This is a genomic window from Rhodoblastus acidophilus (genome assembly GCF_900187365.1).
Classification (GTDB): Bacteria; Pseudomonadota; Alphaproteobacteria; order Rhizobiales; family Beijerinckiaceae; genus Rhodoblastus; species Rhodoblastus acidophilus.
The window spans coordinates 1-13,596 of the sequence record NZ_FYDG01000035.1 but is presented as its reverse complement, the minus strand read 5'-3'; the positions used below and the strand labels follow the sequence as shown (position 1 = coordinate 13,596).

Sequence of the window (13,596 nt, the reverse complement as noted above, 5' to 3'; positions counted from 1 at the left end):
TTGATGCAAGATGAACTGTGCATGGCCTATCTGAACGCCGCTGCGGGCTCGACGATCATTCCCGCCCCGACCGGGACCGTCATCGGCTCCTCGTCAGGCGGCGTCGTCACCTACGCCTACCAGCTCAGCGCAGGTCTCGCCACCAACAGCCCGACTTGTGGCTCGATCACTCTAAATTCGCCGATCACGGGCTCCGGGAGCAGCTACACCAACGTCGCCAATCAAATGGCGCAGAAGCAGAAGGACATTCTCGACAGCACGCTCGCCGCCTTGCGCCCCTCGATTCAGATCATCGCTCAGAATTATTGGACCACCAAGAACCAGTCTGCCCTGAGCGGATTGCAGGCGCTCTACACCAGCACGCTGCAAAATTACACGACCGAGCTGACGACTGCGGCGCAGACGATTACACAGGATTTGCGCGCCGCCCAACAGGTGCAGGACGCCCGCTCTGGCAATCTCGGCCTGATTCAGGGGCAGACGCAACTCTCCGCCCTCGGATGGACGTCCGCCGGCGCCTACTATCTCGAATTTGCGCGGCTCAACGGCCTGACCCTGTCGCTCGCCAGCGCGACCCCCGTCATCAACACGCCTTCGCTTCAGGGATTGTCGGCCGCGCTGACGAATGACGTCGCCCCGCTGTTTGGTTCCTCGACGGCGCTCCTTGCAAAGCTCAAAATCTACGTCGGGACACAGGACCCCCTGTCGCAACCGAGCGGCTATGCATCTGTGCAAACCGGCCAATCCACAAGCGATCCAAACAGCACGATCGAGCAGGTGTTGCGCGCCGTAAGCATCACCCCGGAGTTGCTCAACAGTCTCGTCAACAGCCTGTCGCCCACCAGCAGCCAATGGAACGATCCATTCGGCGGCCTGATCGGACTTGGCAACAAGATGACCCTCGCCGCCCTCGCCATCCTGGGCGCGGCGGCCGCGTTGACCACGACGGTCCGGCAGGCGTCGGCTGTGGCGGGCGGCGTTGCGAGCGGCGGCATTACCGGCGGTCTCGCCGCAGCTGGCGCGTCGTCCGTGATCAATTTCCTCTCCACGCCGATCTTCGCCGGCGCCAGCGTCTTCCTGGCGCAAGGCCAGATGATCGCCTATGTGCTCCCGATGATCCCCTGGGTCATCTGGATGGCCGGCGTTGCGGGCTATCTCATCCTGGTCTGTGAAGCGTTCGTCGCCGTGCCGTTGTGGATGCTGGCGCATATGACGCTCGAGGGCGACGGTTTGCACGGGCGCGGTGGGCCAGGCTACGAACTTATGTTCAACGTCCTGTTCCGGCCGACCTTGATGCTCCTTGGTCTCTTCCTCGGCTATTTTGTCTTCGCCTCGATGGCTTGGTTGATCTCGGCCAGCTTCGGCATCGCAGCCGGCTTTGTTCTGGCCAATGGTTGGCTGGTCACGAATGTTCTCGGCTTCATGACGCTGATGTCCGTATTCATCCTGACCAATGTGACCGCCGCGATCATGGCGTTCCGCATGGTGGCGATGATTCCGCATCACCTCCCGCGTCTGATCGGATTTGGTGGCGGCAACCGCGTCGATATGAACGAGTTCGCCCAGCTCGCCGCCTACGAGGGAACGCGAGACACAGTCCGGGCGGTTTCTAACCGGGCCCGAGGGGCCCTAGCTGGTTCCACAAAAGCGTCATCTGACATAGCCAACTTGCCTCGTTCCAAATCAACGCGAGCAATCACTGGCTCGACATCGACATCGAATGGGCTCGATAGTACGCTACAAGCGACGACCGGTATGCGCGGTCAAAAGCCTACTACGGACTTGTGAATATGTTCGGCACCGATTCTTCATTCATGGCTGGATACATCGCTGGCGAGTCGGCCGACGAATTCAGCAAGTCGATAGCGGACGGCGCGCTGATGTTTACTCGACATCAGCGCGTCGAGATCACGCAAGGTGATCTGAACGCGCTACATGCCCGTATTCGGAACGCAGAAGCGACCGCGATAGACAATTATAACAACGCGAACGATTGGATGGCGCTTGCCCAAAGCCTGCAGCGGGATGTCGCCACCCTGAAATCCAGATTGCGTGACATGGACAGCGTGACGCGGGAACGCGACGCGCTGCTCAAATTCTTGTCTGTCGCAGGCCACGTTCTTCGCGCGCATGGCGCCGGAAAGGCTGATCGACCTGAATTTGATGAACTTCGCGACTTCGCCTTGGATATTGCCTACAAGCATCTCAAGGGGCAGCTTTACGAAGGTCTTGGCGATCACCCCGAAAAACTGGCGCGGTTCAGCAAGCTCTGGGATGCGCTGGATTAGGTCTTCGCGCCAGTCGCCACAACGATAGGCTCCAGGAGGAGCCTATCGTATGAAACTGAAATACATTCTTCTGATCTTGCCCGCCGCCGCGCTGTCCCTGACCGGCTGCGCCAGCCCCAACCTCAAAAAGCCCGACAGCTACAACGCGTCGGCCGCGCCGCCAATCCACGGCTTCTATTACGATCCCTTTGCCGCCTATGGCTCGTCGAACGCCACTTGGCGGCCGCCCGTTTACGACCGCCAGGGAACCATCGTGAAGCCCGCCGAACCCGCCTCCCAAGGCACGCGCCCAGACTATGAGCATTCGTCCTGGGCGACCGGCGCCGCCGGCGGCGACGCAAATCGTCCGCCCGGCACGTTCTGACGCTTCCGCGTTACTCTCCATCGGATCACTCACTCATCGCTCCAGAAAAAGAGCCCGGCGCAAAGCACCGGGCTCTATTCATTTGAAACGATCCGATCGGATCGTCGAGCGTCGTCCTTAATGCGGCCAAAACGTCTCGTTTGTGCGCAAGAACTCGCCGGCCGTCGCATGCCTCAAGGTGCGAAGCCGAAAATTGTCGAGCGCAAACTTGAACGCCATCAAAAAAAACAGGACGCAAAACGGACTGAACTCCAACGTGACTACGAACGGTCCCGACGTCCAGGATTCGCCAACAATCCGATAAGCCAGGAAAAAGAACGCCCCCCAGCCCAAAGCAAAGCAGGTATAAGCCGCCCGCGCCGTTTCACGGCGCCGGCGCGCCAAAAGCGCCCTCGCCTGCCGATCCGAAAGCCCGTTCTCTTCGGCAAAAGCCGCTAGATCGATCAACCGATCGCCGTCAAGAATGACCTGCTGATTGGCGTCGTTCCCGCGCCGCGCTTGCGACCAGATTCCGAGCGCCTGGTCCACAATCGTGTCCTTGCTCCGTTTGATCTCGCGCCAGGGCGCCAACAGGAAAGGGACTTTTGCGAAGCCACGCAGCGCACGGCCGACACTGCTGAACAGCCCCATCAGATCCTCCCAACGACCGCGGCGACAAACGCCTTCACGTCATTCGGCATGCCGTCGAGGCGGCCTTCCAAGCCATCGGGTTTTCGAAAGAAGAAGGTCGGCGTTCCCGTCAGCTTGATGGCTTCGGAAATTTGACCGTTGCCTTGCAACTTCGCTTCGGCCGAGGGTGTCGCGGGCACATTGAACGCGCGTTGCGCCCAGGCCGACGCCATGCCTTCCGGTGGAACGGTCAACAGCGACAATGCGGCTTTCGTGCTCATGCCGTTGTCCTCGTGATCGAGGATGGAAATCGGCACGATGTTCAGCTGTATGCGCCCAGCGTCGGCGTAGGGCTTCAAGGCGTCGAAAGCGCGGATCGAATAGGAGCAGGCGGGATCGACGATCATCCAAACGACCGGCGCGCCGTCTGGCCCGATTGATCCAAACGCCGCTCGCTGAACGGTCGCCAAGCCCCCTGTTGCGCCTTTATCGCCCAACATCTTCTTGACGTCGCCGACTTCGACCGTCGGCAACACGCCATCCATTTTGGCGACCTGGTCGCGCGTCACATTCTTGCCGGTCGAATCCCACATGACTCCGGCGATCGTCGCCTCCTTGTCCGGCGTCACATAAAGCATCTGAAACTCGGCCCCGTTGCTGACGAACAAGCCTGTCAAGCCGTGCATCTCCCCGAGGTCAGTCACCCTCGATCCACCAATCGTGAGCAACCTCGCTTTTGACAGTTCGAGCGCGGGGCCGCCGACGACCGCCTCGCCGTCTGGTGTGACCTGCAAAATCATGAATTGCTCGCCCACCTTGGCGGCGACCAGGCGCAGCCCGTGAGCCTCGCCAAGATCGAGGAGCGTCGCGCCCGTCGCGGCGACATGCTTCAGCGCCGGATATTTGTTCACATCCTCGACGACGTGAAGCATCCCAAGCTGTTCGATGTTGTCGCCGCCGCTGACGCTCGAGGACTTCTGAACCGTCGTTGCTGGGATCGGCGGCGGGTTCGGCGCCGTGGAGGCGTCACTGGCGCCGGGCGAGACAATGGTGATCGGCGCCGCCAGCCCTGCCCCAGGCGCTGGCGCCGGCAAACTCGGCGTGTTCGGCTCAACCATTTTGAGCAGCGGGACGTCTTTTGGGACCTTTTCGGCGTTCTGAGCGACGAGGACGGCTTTCGATAAATCGACAGCCTTGGAAACCTCGGCAACGCACCGTTCCGCCGCTGATGAGTGAATCGAGCACGACAACATGAGGCCGCTTGCCAAGGCCGCCGAGCAAATGTTGACCTTCATACTGATATGCCTCCTATCTGGATCAGGAAGCACGGTAAAATCGGGTGGCGCGAATTCAGAGCAGGGATCGGCCCGACAACAAACCCGACCACCTTCCTGCGACAGCGATCAACTCGCCGCGCCCCGAGAACACGCTCATTTTTTGGAGGTTTTCGCGCCTAACAGCGGAGTCCGATTACCAAGATAGCGAAGCAATCTATCGAGATCACGACACATTGAAAGTTTCAATGCCGCCATTGCATCGCCGTCACTCGAGAGTTCATCGCAGGCCTTAAATAGGTAGAGCTTCGCTCGCAGCCCCCCCAACGTGGTCGCGGGTTGGCGAGATAACAACAAAATCGCGTCCTCAACCTCAACCGCCAAGCCGCGCATTGATTCAATAATCGCGTTGCGTTCGATTTCGAAACCGACGTGATCGATTATATCATAGCGTTCAGCTTCGATCGCCAATTGTTCCACCAATTTCCGAACCGTAGCCACTAGAGTGGCAAGGCGGGGGTCCTCTATTGTTAAGTCGGTGGAATCCTGTGTTAATATCAATAAGTCACAATCGCGAAGACAAGACTGTATCAATTCAACGATTTCGTCTCTATCAACAAGATACACTAATAAAATGTTGTACTTCAATAAAACGCCATAAATCGTTAGAGCGCGCTCCCGCTTTAATTTATCAAGCGCGCGCTGCCGCTCTTTTTGTAGCGCAGCGATTTTGAGCGTGTTGTCTTCCCGCGTTTCGGTAGTTTCCTCCAAGTGTTTGTGTGCGGCGAAATAGCGAACACATGCTAGCCAAATTGCACGATCATGTGATTGCGCGTAGACAAGGCTCTTCTGCGTATACAGCAAGAATCTCTCACGCACAGGTCGGCAGGTCTCGGCGCGTGCCGCAAGGCGAATAGCCAGCGCGTTGGCAACATCGTCATGCACTCGATTTCGTTGAATTGTCATATACGTTAATCCGTGTACCGAATGTGCGCAGCGGCTACTCGTCGAACATGTAAAAACAACGGCTTAGCCATAGCACAGTTGGCATGCTATTGGAATCGCCGGTTATTGACTTTGGGGCGCCATATCCAAGGGAATAATTCCCAACACGGCCTCTGCGGATTCGCGCCGACCGCATGCACGCTCGTTTCGCCATCTTCAAAAAGGAGGCGTCACGAGAATGGGATACGGCCAGACTACGGCAAAACGTAGGTCAACCACTTACGTCCTAGCCGCCCTTTCCGGATTGTTCACAGGCGGCATTGCCTGGGGACAAACTGTGGTCATACCACAAGGTCTTCCGGTGCAAATCAAACCCACCTACACGGAGCCAGGTCTCCCCGCGTTCGACTTTTCAGGCGGATCGTCACTCGGCGGCGGAAGTGGTGGCGGCAATGGCGGCGGAGGCGACGACGATGGTGGATCCGGCGGAGCAGATGCTGGCGGTGCGGCCCTGGACACGATGAACGCGCAATCGTGGGGCGCACAAGCGAGCGCAGCTGCGAGCGCGATGGGCGTGAACGCTTCGGCTCTGGCGGCGACATGCGTTATGGAGAGCGGATGCAAGAATTCTGGGGCAGGGAGCGGGAGTTCGGCCAGCGGCGTGTGGCAGATGACCGACTCGACTTACAACGCCGACATCGCCGGAGCGATCGCTCTAAATCCTTCGATTGCGTCGAACATCACTCAAGGTCTCGATGGCAAGATGGATCCGGCGACTGAAGCCTATGCCGCGGCCTACGAACTGCGGCAAGACGCGCTCATTCTTCAAAAGAACGGCATCAGCGATCCCACGGTGCTGGATACCCGCACATTGTATCAGTTCGGGCAGGGCGCGGGCGTCGCCGTGGCAAAGGCACCTGATTCCGCTAATCTCTCCTCCTATTTGAACCTTACCCCCTCTCAATTGGCGGCAAACGGCATCTCGTCGAGCACGACCGTGGGCGAATGGCGCCAAACGATCTCGACGAAACTTGGATCGTCAGCCAGCCAAGTGGTGCTAGCCCAGAAATGACTGAAAGGACTTCAGCTATGAAGTATTTGTTTATCCCTGTAATTGCGGCGTCAATGGCATCATTCGCGAGCGCGCGTGCCGAAACTTCAGTCCCGGATCTTTCCAAATATCAGTGTTACAAGGTTGACATGGTCGGCCTCCATATTAGCCAAGAAGACTCCTTTGCAGGCAGAGGATTTCCTCACGTGTTCGCGCAACCAAGTACGCGATCGAAGCGACTTGGGACCACGGCGGAAATTGTCACAGTGGCGTGGCCGCTCATCAGAGAAAACGGCTTCGTTCAGATCCTCTGGTCTCAAAAAGCTGCTTGGGTCGCTGAAGCAACGCTTATTCCGCTTCGCAATGCCGATGGGAGCGTGGGGGGCTGTAAGTTGACTTGGAAGCAACCTGGTCGGATTCAGATGGAGCTCGATCCCGGAACAGCAGTCCGATACTGATCCTAACGGGGGCGATGTGCACAACGCGCCCTCGTTCTTTTGTCGGACCGCAGGGGTCGCGCGAGAGCGGATTGATCACCGGTCCTTGTGGCTGCGCGATCAAGCCCAAGCAAGCGACGCGACTGTCGATGAATTTGACAGCCGTGCATAACGAGAGAAATCACTATAATAACAAGTCATTGTGCTGGGCCCGCCAAGCTAAGCGCGTTTCCGTATAGTCGTGGCGCTTTTGGGCTGAATCTGATTCCTTGCCCGGCATGAGAAGAGCATTTCGACTCTAGAAAATCGAGCAGGAGCAACTTCTGCCGGCTGTGATCTCGGATTAAATGCCGGTGGACCACTCGGACCGTTTTGTGGCCGCTCTGGTGCGCGATGGCCTCAATCTGCCGGAAATTATCGGTGCCTACAAGAGTGCGCTGGGCCAGCCTCCGTTTGATCCTCGCTTGATGACGGCGCTGCTGTTCTACCCTTGCTGCGCCGGGTTCTATTCGTCGCGCCGCATAACCAAGTCCTGCCCCGAGCGGGTCGACTTCATGATGCTCGTCGCGCACGACGTGCCCGATTCCCTCACGATCGCCGACTTCCGCAAACTGCATCAGGCGCGCTCGGCAACCGTTCTTGCAGGTGCGGAGCCCGGCGCAGAAGGCTGGGTTGGCCAACCTCGGTCATGTCGTGCTCGATGGACGAAGATCAAGGCGAACGCCTCCAAGCGCTGGGCGATGAGCTACGAGCGAATGAAGGCGCGTGAGGCGGAGTAGCAGGCTGATGTCGACCGCTGGCTTACGGCCGCCAAGGCGGCCGACGCCGAGGAAGACAAACACCATTGCGCCAAAGGGCGGCGGCGACGAGACGCCTGAATGGATCGCCGACAAGCAGAAGCGCTTGGGCAAAATCCGGGAGGCTAAGCAAGCGATCGAAGAAGAGCCGGCGGCCTCCGCGGCGGCAAAAGCCGCGGCCGAGCGCGCGGCTGAAGAGATGCGCCAGGCGGAACACTGCTAGACTAGCGGTCCGGGCCGAGGCCAAGCCGGCCTTCCAGCGCGCCCGATCCAAAGGCCACCGCAATTTCACCGACTCAGATAGCCGCGTCCCCCTGATCGTGGAAGGCTTCGTTCAGGGCCACAATGCGCAGACGGCGGCCGAGGGCGCGGCGCAGATCATCGCGTGACGCACGCGCTGACGCAGCGCATGAGCGGCCGTCCGCAGTTGGTTCCTCTGGTCAACCATGCGCGCGTCAGTCTCAGGCACACGCCGAGGGAAGTTTCGGCCGACGCCGGCTATTGCAGCGAAGCCAATCTTGCCGCACTCGGCGAACGCGAGATCAAGGCTTATGCCTCAACCGGCAGAGCCAAGCGCCCGGCTGAAGTCACCGGACGGATCAGCGGCGCGCTCACGCAGAAGATGGGACAAAAGCTCAAACGCGCCCGCCATCGCAGCCGGGACCGATTAAGAATACAGATTGTCGATCCCGTTTTCGGACAGATCAGACAAGCGCGCGGCTTTCAGGCGGTGCAGGCCGAACAGGTGCTCATCTGCACCGCCCACGACATCACCAAGCTCGCCAAGGCAAGCTAAGTGGGCTCCGCCGACCCAACTACTCAATTCTGACGACCAGAACCACTATCTGAACGGACTCCTAGCTTTCGGATTTTACTTTGGCGATCGCATTAACGAGTCGTTTACCAAAAATATATTGCCGCGCCGCCCGAATCGGGCATAATTCACGCTTGAAGAGAGTTTCCGAGCCAAAAAGCGCTATTCTGGGTTCAGCAAGATGGTCATGTCCGCCGCAAGTGATGATACAGATAGCTTTCACGAGGCGATCCTCCGCCAAGGAGAGTTGATCTCGGATAAGCTGAATATGCTGCGGTTGGAGCATTATCCTCCTAACGCAACAAAAGGGCTGCGCTCCTTTTCGCTCGCCGAGGTCGCGTACTTCTTGGGTGTCACCCAGTCAAATATTAAGAAGCTTCACCTTGAAGGCAAAGGGCCGGTGCCGACGACATCGCCTTCGGGGCGACGCACTTATACAGCCGAACAAATGCTGGAACTGCGGCAATATCTGGACCGGCATGGTCGCGCCGATTTCAAGAAATATGTTCCACACCGACGTCCTGGTGAAGCGCTGCAGGTTGTGGCGGTCGTCAACTTCAAAGGAGGCAGCGGGAAGACCACGACAGCCGCGCATCTTGCTCAGCACTTGGCGTTGACCGGACACCGTGTGCTGGCGATTGACCTTGACCCTCAGGCGTCTCTTTCCGCCCTGCATGGAATCCAGCCCGAACTAGACAATAATCCCTCGCTTTACGAGGCGTTGCGGTACGACAAGGACCGCAAGCCGATTTCCGAGGTCATCCGGCCGACAAATTTTCCAGGTCTCGATATCGTCCCGGCCAACCTGGAACTGCAAGAATACGAATACGATACGCCGCTTGCCGCGAACAACAAAACGTCCGCAGAAGGCAAGATGTTTTTCACCCGGATCACCGCAGCTCTGAAGGAAGTCGACGATCGTTATGATATCGTCGTGATCGACTGCCCTCCCCAGCTTGGTTATCTGACGCTAACAGCGCTAACGGCTTCCAGTTCAGTCCTCATCACGATCCATCCTCAAATGCTGGACGTAATGTCCATGAGCCAATTCTTGCTCATGCTCGGAGGCATTCTCAGGTCGATCAGCGAAGCGGGCGCGGATGTTCGTCTCAAATGGTTTCGTTACATGGTCACGCGTTACGAGCCCATGGACGGACCGCAGGCTCAGATGGTTGGCTTTATGCAAGCGCTCTTTCCCAAGCAGATGTTGGCCAACCCCATGCTCAAATCAACGGCAATATCAGACGCGGGAATCACAAACCAAACGCTTTATGAAATCGACAGATCTCAATTTACGCGAGGAACCTACGATCGTGCGCTCGAGGCTCTCAACGCCGTCAACGAGGAAATTACCGAACTGATTCATGGCGCATGGGGACGCAAGTGAGGGTGATTTTGACAGCCGTGCAAAAGATGATAACGCCCCGCGCTATCAATATGTTAGCGATGGACCAAGGAGCGTAAAATGGCGCGCAAAAACCTTCTGGCAAGTGTCACTGCGGGGCCTGAGCCTTCCAAGGCCGATCACGAAGCGCGAAGCGACTACGCGCGGCGCGGTGCCTCACGCTCCATGCTGGTCTCGATCGATGAGATGGCGGAAAACGCCAGGAAAATGACGGCGGGAGAAACCATTGTCGAACTCGACCCCGCCGTAGTCGACAGTTCATTCGTCGCAGATCGCATTGCGGAAACGGACGAAGATTATCTCCTGTTGCGAGATGCAATTGCCCAGAACGGGCAGTCCACCCCGATTTTGGTTCGACCGCATCCGGAGGTTCCCGGGCGGTACATGATTGTATTCGGTCATCGACGTACAAGGGTCTCGCGAGAGCTTGGCATTCCCGTCCGCGCAGTGATCAAAAATTTCGAAGACATTGCGCACATAGTGGCTCAAGGGCAGGAGAACGCTGCACGATCGAATCTTTCGTTCATCGAGAAGTCGCTCTTTGCAAAAAAGCTGTTAGCGATGGGGCAGGTGAAGGACACCATCAAGTCTGCGCTGATGGTCGACGACACACTTTTGTCCCGAATGTTGTCCGTTGCAGAGACAATTCCATCTCCGGTGCTTGACGCGCTAGGCGCCTCGAAATCAGTCGGTCGCGATCGGTGGGAGGAATTAAAAAAACTTGTACTGCATCCCGCCGTTGCGGAACTTGCATGTCAAGAAATCACGTCGGCAGAATTTTTGTCGAAAGAGGCTTCCGAACGGTTCAATCACCTGCTGACACGTTTGATCACTTCAAGGAAGTCGCCACGGAAAATACGCGCCAAACCACCAGAAACTAAATTATGGACCGCGGACGATAACTTAGTCGCAGCTAGCATCCAGAACACCGGCAAGACCTATAGTCTTTCGCTCAAATCGACACACGCATGCGAGTTTGGTCGCTATATCGCTGAGAATCTTGACTCCCTCTACGAAGCGTTCTCAGCAGCTAAAACGAGGAAAGAAACAGGAGACTAACTGACCGCAAAAGAAAAGCTCCCGAACGTTGCCGCACGGAAGCCCTTCTCAGATCTAAGCACTTTGAGAATCGCACTTCCGCGAATCACTGTCAAGACGTCTTAGCGCAATTTCGGCGAGCAGGTTTCTTTTGCCTAATTGAAGGGTGAAAGAACGTGAGGCCATATCATTCGACGCTCACTCTTGTGGTGCGTTCTTTTTCGCTCGTCCACAAGGTCGTGCCACAACTGCGCGCGTCGAGCAATGCGCCGGCGCGGTTTAACGCGGTCCTGACGGGCTGTGACAACCCCGTTGTGCTGAGCATCACACGTCCAGCCAACTCTTCGGTGTTCCGGGGAATAAAGCATCACTCACTCCATGCGAGAGCCCCCAACGAGGACTACGAAAGCCTTCTAAACGGGGTAGGGACATCCCTCCGGCTAGGGATCAACCAAGTCGCAACGTGGCTGATCAGACTGAACCGCACTCGGCGAGAGCTTGTCTCGCGTTCGCGGCGAAGAGGTCACGCCTACAGCTCTATTCGCGCGCGATTTCGCATTCGCGCCATTCGATGCGTGACTCGGTCTCTGGCGCAACGAAAGGAGGCCTGACGATTCGGCACATCTAAATTCGCAACACTTAGGAGAAACGCGCAAAAGAAAAAGCTCCCGAAACGTCTCCGTCCCGGAAGCCCTAAAATCCTTGATGCAACCCGGAATTTAGGTCTTTCCCACATCGCTGTCAAGAGTCAGCGCCGTTTTGGCGAGCGGGTTTCTTTTGCCTGAACGAAGGCAAATCGCATGGAATTCGTACAACACACACCCACGACGGCGTTCGGTGGGCGATCATTGAAGCTCGCCCATGTGGCCAGCCAGACCGCCGCAAAAACGCGCCCGCCGGAAAAGGCCGTGCACAAATGGACCGTGTTCCACGCGATTTGCGCGGCGCGCCCGCGTCTTGGCTTGTCGGAACGCGCTCTGACGGTGCTCAACGCATTGCTGAGCTTCCACCCCGAAACCGTGCTGACCGGCGACGGCCTGGTGGTGTTTCCCTCCAACAAGCAACTCAGCCTTCGCGCCCACGGCATGGCGTCGGCGACGCTCAGGCGCCATCTCGCCATGCTGGTCGACGTCGGACTGATCGTGCGGCGCGATAGCCCCAACGGCAAACGCTACGCGCGCAAGGACAGGGCAGGGGAGATCGAAGTCGCCTTCGGCTTCGATCTTTCGCCCCTGGTCGCACGCGCAGATGAATTCGAGGCGCTCGCCGAAGCCGTGCGGGCTGAAGGGCGCGCGCTCAAGCGCGTCCGAGAACGCATCAGCATTTGCCGGCGAGACATCGGCAAGATGATCTCAACGGGCCTGGAAGAGGGCGTGCCCACGCGCGCAGCGGGACAGGGGCCTACGGATTGGGTCGCGATCAACGAGATGTTCCGCGCCCTCGTCCTTCGGCTTACGCGCAACGCCACGCTCGCGGAACTCGAGCCCCTGGCGGATGAGCTCGCGCTACTGTCCTCTGAAGTGCTTAACCTGCTGGAGATACACGTAAAATCACAAAATATGAGCGGCAATGAGTCTCAAACTGAGCAACACATACAGAATTCAAAACCAAACCTCCCAATTGATCTTGAACCTTGCCTTCGAAAAGGCAGGGCCGCCGATCCTGGCCTCATCGCCAAAGATGGCCGCACGCCACAACGCGCCTACGACCAGGATACGAACGACGCGCCGACGCCGAACGGCGCGGAGCCGGTGAAAGCCTATCCGCTCGGGATGGTGCTCGAGGCTTGCCCAGACATCGCCGATTACGCGAAAAACGGGATCAACTCGTGGCGCGACCTGATCGCCACGGCCGGAGTGACGCGCGCCGCGCTCGGCGTTTCGGCTGACGCCTGGCGCGAGGCCCAGGAAACCATGGGCGCCGCGGACGCTGCGGTTGTGATCGCTGCGATCCTGCAAAAGGGCGAAGCTATCGCCAGTCCGGGCGGTTATCTCCGCGCCTTGTCAGCCAAAGCGCGCGCCAAGGCGTTCTCGATCGGCCCCGTGCTGATGGCGCTGCTCCGTGGGCAAATCGGCAAAGGTCGGCGCAATGTCGCATCGTAGGGCGTCGATGTATCCGCGTCGCCGTTTTGCGGCCTCGATCCGCTTGAACGCGCGGCGGGCTGCGTCGAGGTCGGCGAACGTCATGGTCTTGCACAGACCGGCGGCGCCGATCCGTCCCCAACTGCGCACCACAGCGTGCTCGCCGAACAGGGTGGAGTGCAGCGCGAGATGGTAAAAACGCCACATGTTGCGGGCGGCGTCGATGCGTTTCAGGCGAAGCGGCGGATCGGCGGGGCAGGTCATGCGCCAGGGTCGCGACAAACCCGGCCGCCGTCCAACGCATAAATTGAATCAGTCGGCCCGGGATTGATTCATTGCGTCGATAAAGCCCGACGATTCAATCGGGATCGTCGTCCTCGCCGGGCGCATCGTCGCTCTCGTCGTCGAGAAGCGGGGAGGGGAGGGGGCCGTCGCGCAACGCCGCCTTGTCGAGCAGTCCGGCGTCCTCCAGCGCCTCGAGGTCCGGGAGGTC

14 protein-coding genes are annotated in these 13,596 nt (G+C 58.5%); 10 read left to right on the top strand and 4 right to left on the bottom strand.

Annotated features, from left to right (window positions below; translation table 11 throughout):
- From CFB24_RS21365 to CFB24_RS21355, 3 genes are all read left to right on the top strand, one after another.
- The coding region (locus CFB24_RS21365) for a DotA/TraY family protein (protein WP_210190752.1) at window positions 1-1,788 on the top strand (1,788 nt) is incomplete at its 5' end.
- A 2-nt stretch (window positions 1,789-1,790) separates the two neighbouring features.
- On the top strand, window positions 1,791-2,288 hold the full coding sequence (locus CFB24_RS21360) for a hypothetical protein (protein WP_088522641.1): 498 nt from the start codon (window positions 1,791-1,793) through the stop codon (window positions 2,286-2,288).
- A 49-nt stretch (window positions 2,289-2,337) separates the two neighbouring features.
- Window positions 2,338-2,652, top strand: coding sequence for a hypothetical protein (locus CFB24_RS21355; protein ID WP_088522640.1), 315 nt, complete (start codon window positions 2,338-2,340; stop codon window positions 2,650-2,652).
- A 117-nt stretch (window positions 2,653-2,769) separates the two neighbouring features.
- On the opposite strand, the gene CFB24_RS21350 is transcribed toward CFB24_RS21355, so the two are convergent.
- The 3 genes from CFB24_RS21350 to CFB24_RS21340 form a co-directional block, all read right to left on the bottom strand.
- The gene (locus CFB24_RS21350) at window positions 2,770-3,282 is read right to left on the bottom strand and encodes a hypothetical protein (RefSeq protein WP_088522639.1); all 513 of its coding nucleotides are present in this window, start codon (window positions 3,280-3,282) and stop codon (window positions 2,770-2,772) included.
- Window positions 3,282-4,556: a hypothetical protein gene (locus tag CFB24_RS21345; RefSeq protein ID WP_088522638.1), complete on the bottom strand. Its 1,275-nt coding sequence runs from the start codon at window positions 4,554-4,556 to the stop codon at window positions 3,282-3,284. Before CFB24_RS21345 ends, CFB24_RS21350 begins: the two co-directional genes overlap by 1 nt.
- A 135-nt stretch (window positions 4,557-4,691) precedes the next feature.
- Window positions 4,692-5,480, bottom strand: a complete 789-nt coding sequence (locus CFB24_RS21340) for a hypothetical protein (RefSeq protein WP_141098560.1) — start codon at window positions 5,478-5,480, stop codon at window positions 4,692-4,694.
- Between the two features lie 238 nt (window positions 5,481-5,718).
- Here CFB24_RS21340 and CFB24_RS22855 point away from each other — a divergent pair, with 238 nt between their 5' ends.
- From CFB24_RS22855 to repC, 7 genes are all read left to right on the top strand, one after another.
- A complete protein-coding gene (locus CFB24_RS22855) occupies window positions 5,719-6,552 on the top strand; it encodes a hypothetical protein (RefSeq protein WP_141098559.1) in 834 nt (277 codons plus the stop codon).
- A 763-nt stretch (window positions 6,553-7,315) separates the two neighbouring features.
- The gene (locus tag CFB24_RS21330; RefSeq protein ID WP_088522635.1) at window positions 7,316-7,747 is read left to right on the top strand and encodes a transposase; all 432 of its coding nucleotides are present in this window, start codon (window positions 7,316-7,318) and stop codon (window positions 7,745-7,747) included.
- 7 nt (window positions 7,748-7,754) lie between these two features.
- On the top strand, window positions 7,755-7,988 hold the full coding sequence (locus CFB24_RS21325) for a hypothetical protein (protein ID WP_088522634.1): 234 nt from the start codon (window positions 7,755-7,757) through the stop codon (window positions 7,986-7,988).
- Between the two features lie 162 nt (window positions 7,989-8,150).
- Window positions 8,151-8,561 carry a hypothetical protein gene (locus tag CFB24_RS21320; protein ID WP_088522633.1) on the top strand — a complete coding sequence of 137 codons (411 nt, stop codon included), beginning with the start codon at window positions 8,151-8,153 and terminating at the stop codon, window positions 8,559-8,561.
- 205 nt (window positions 8,562-8,766) lie between these two features.
- Window positions 8,767-9,966, top strand: a complete 1,200-nt coding sequence (repA, locus tag CFB24_RS21315) for a plasmid partitioning protein RepA (protein WP_170068183.1) — start codon at window positions 8,767-8,769, stop codon at window positions 9,964-9,966.
- 78 nt (window positions 9,967-10,044) lie between these two features.
- Window positions 10,045-11,043 (top strand): plasmid partitioning protein RepB, encoded by a 999-nt coding sequence (gene repB, locus CFB24_RS21310; protein ID WP_088522631.1) that lies wholly within the window; start codon window positions 10,045-10,047, stop codon window positions 11,041-11,043.
- A 779-nt stretch (window positions 11,044-11,822) separates the two neighbouring features.
- Complete coding sequence (gene repC, locus CFB24_RS21305; protein WP_088522630.1) at window positions 11,823-13,124, top strand: plasmid replication protein RepC; 1,302 nt, start codon at window positions 11,823-11,825, stop codon at window positions 13,122-13,124.
- Here repC and CFB24_RS21300 read toward each other — a convergent pair.
- Window positions 13,026-13,367 carry a WGR domain-containing protein gene (locus CFB24_RS21300; RefSeq protein WP_088522629.1) on the bottom strand — a complete coding sequence of 114 codons (342 nt, stop codon included), beginning with the start codon at window positions 13,365-13,367 and terminating at the stop codon, window positions 13,026-13,028. The two genes, repC and CFB24_RS21300, sit on opposite strands and share 99 nt — an antisense overlap.
- Window positions 13,368-13,596 lie beyond the last annotated feature (229 nt).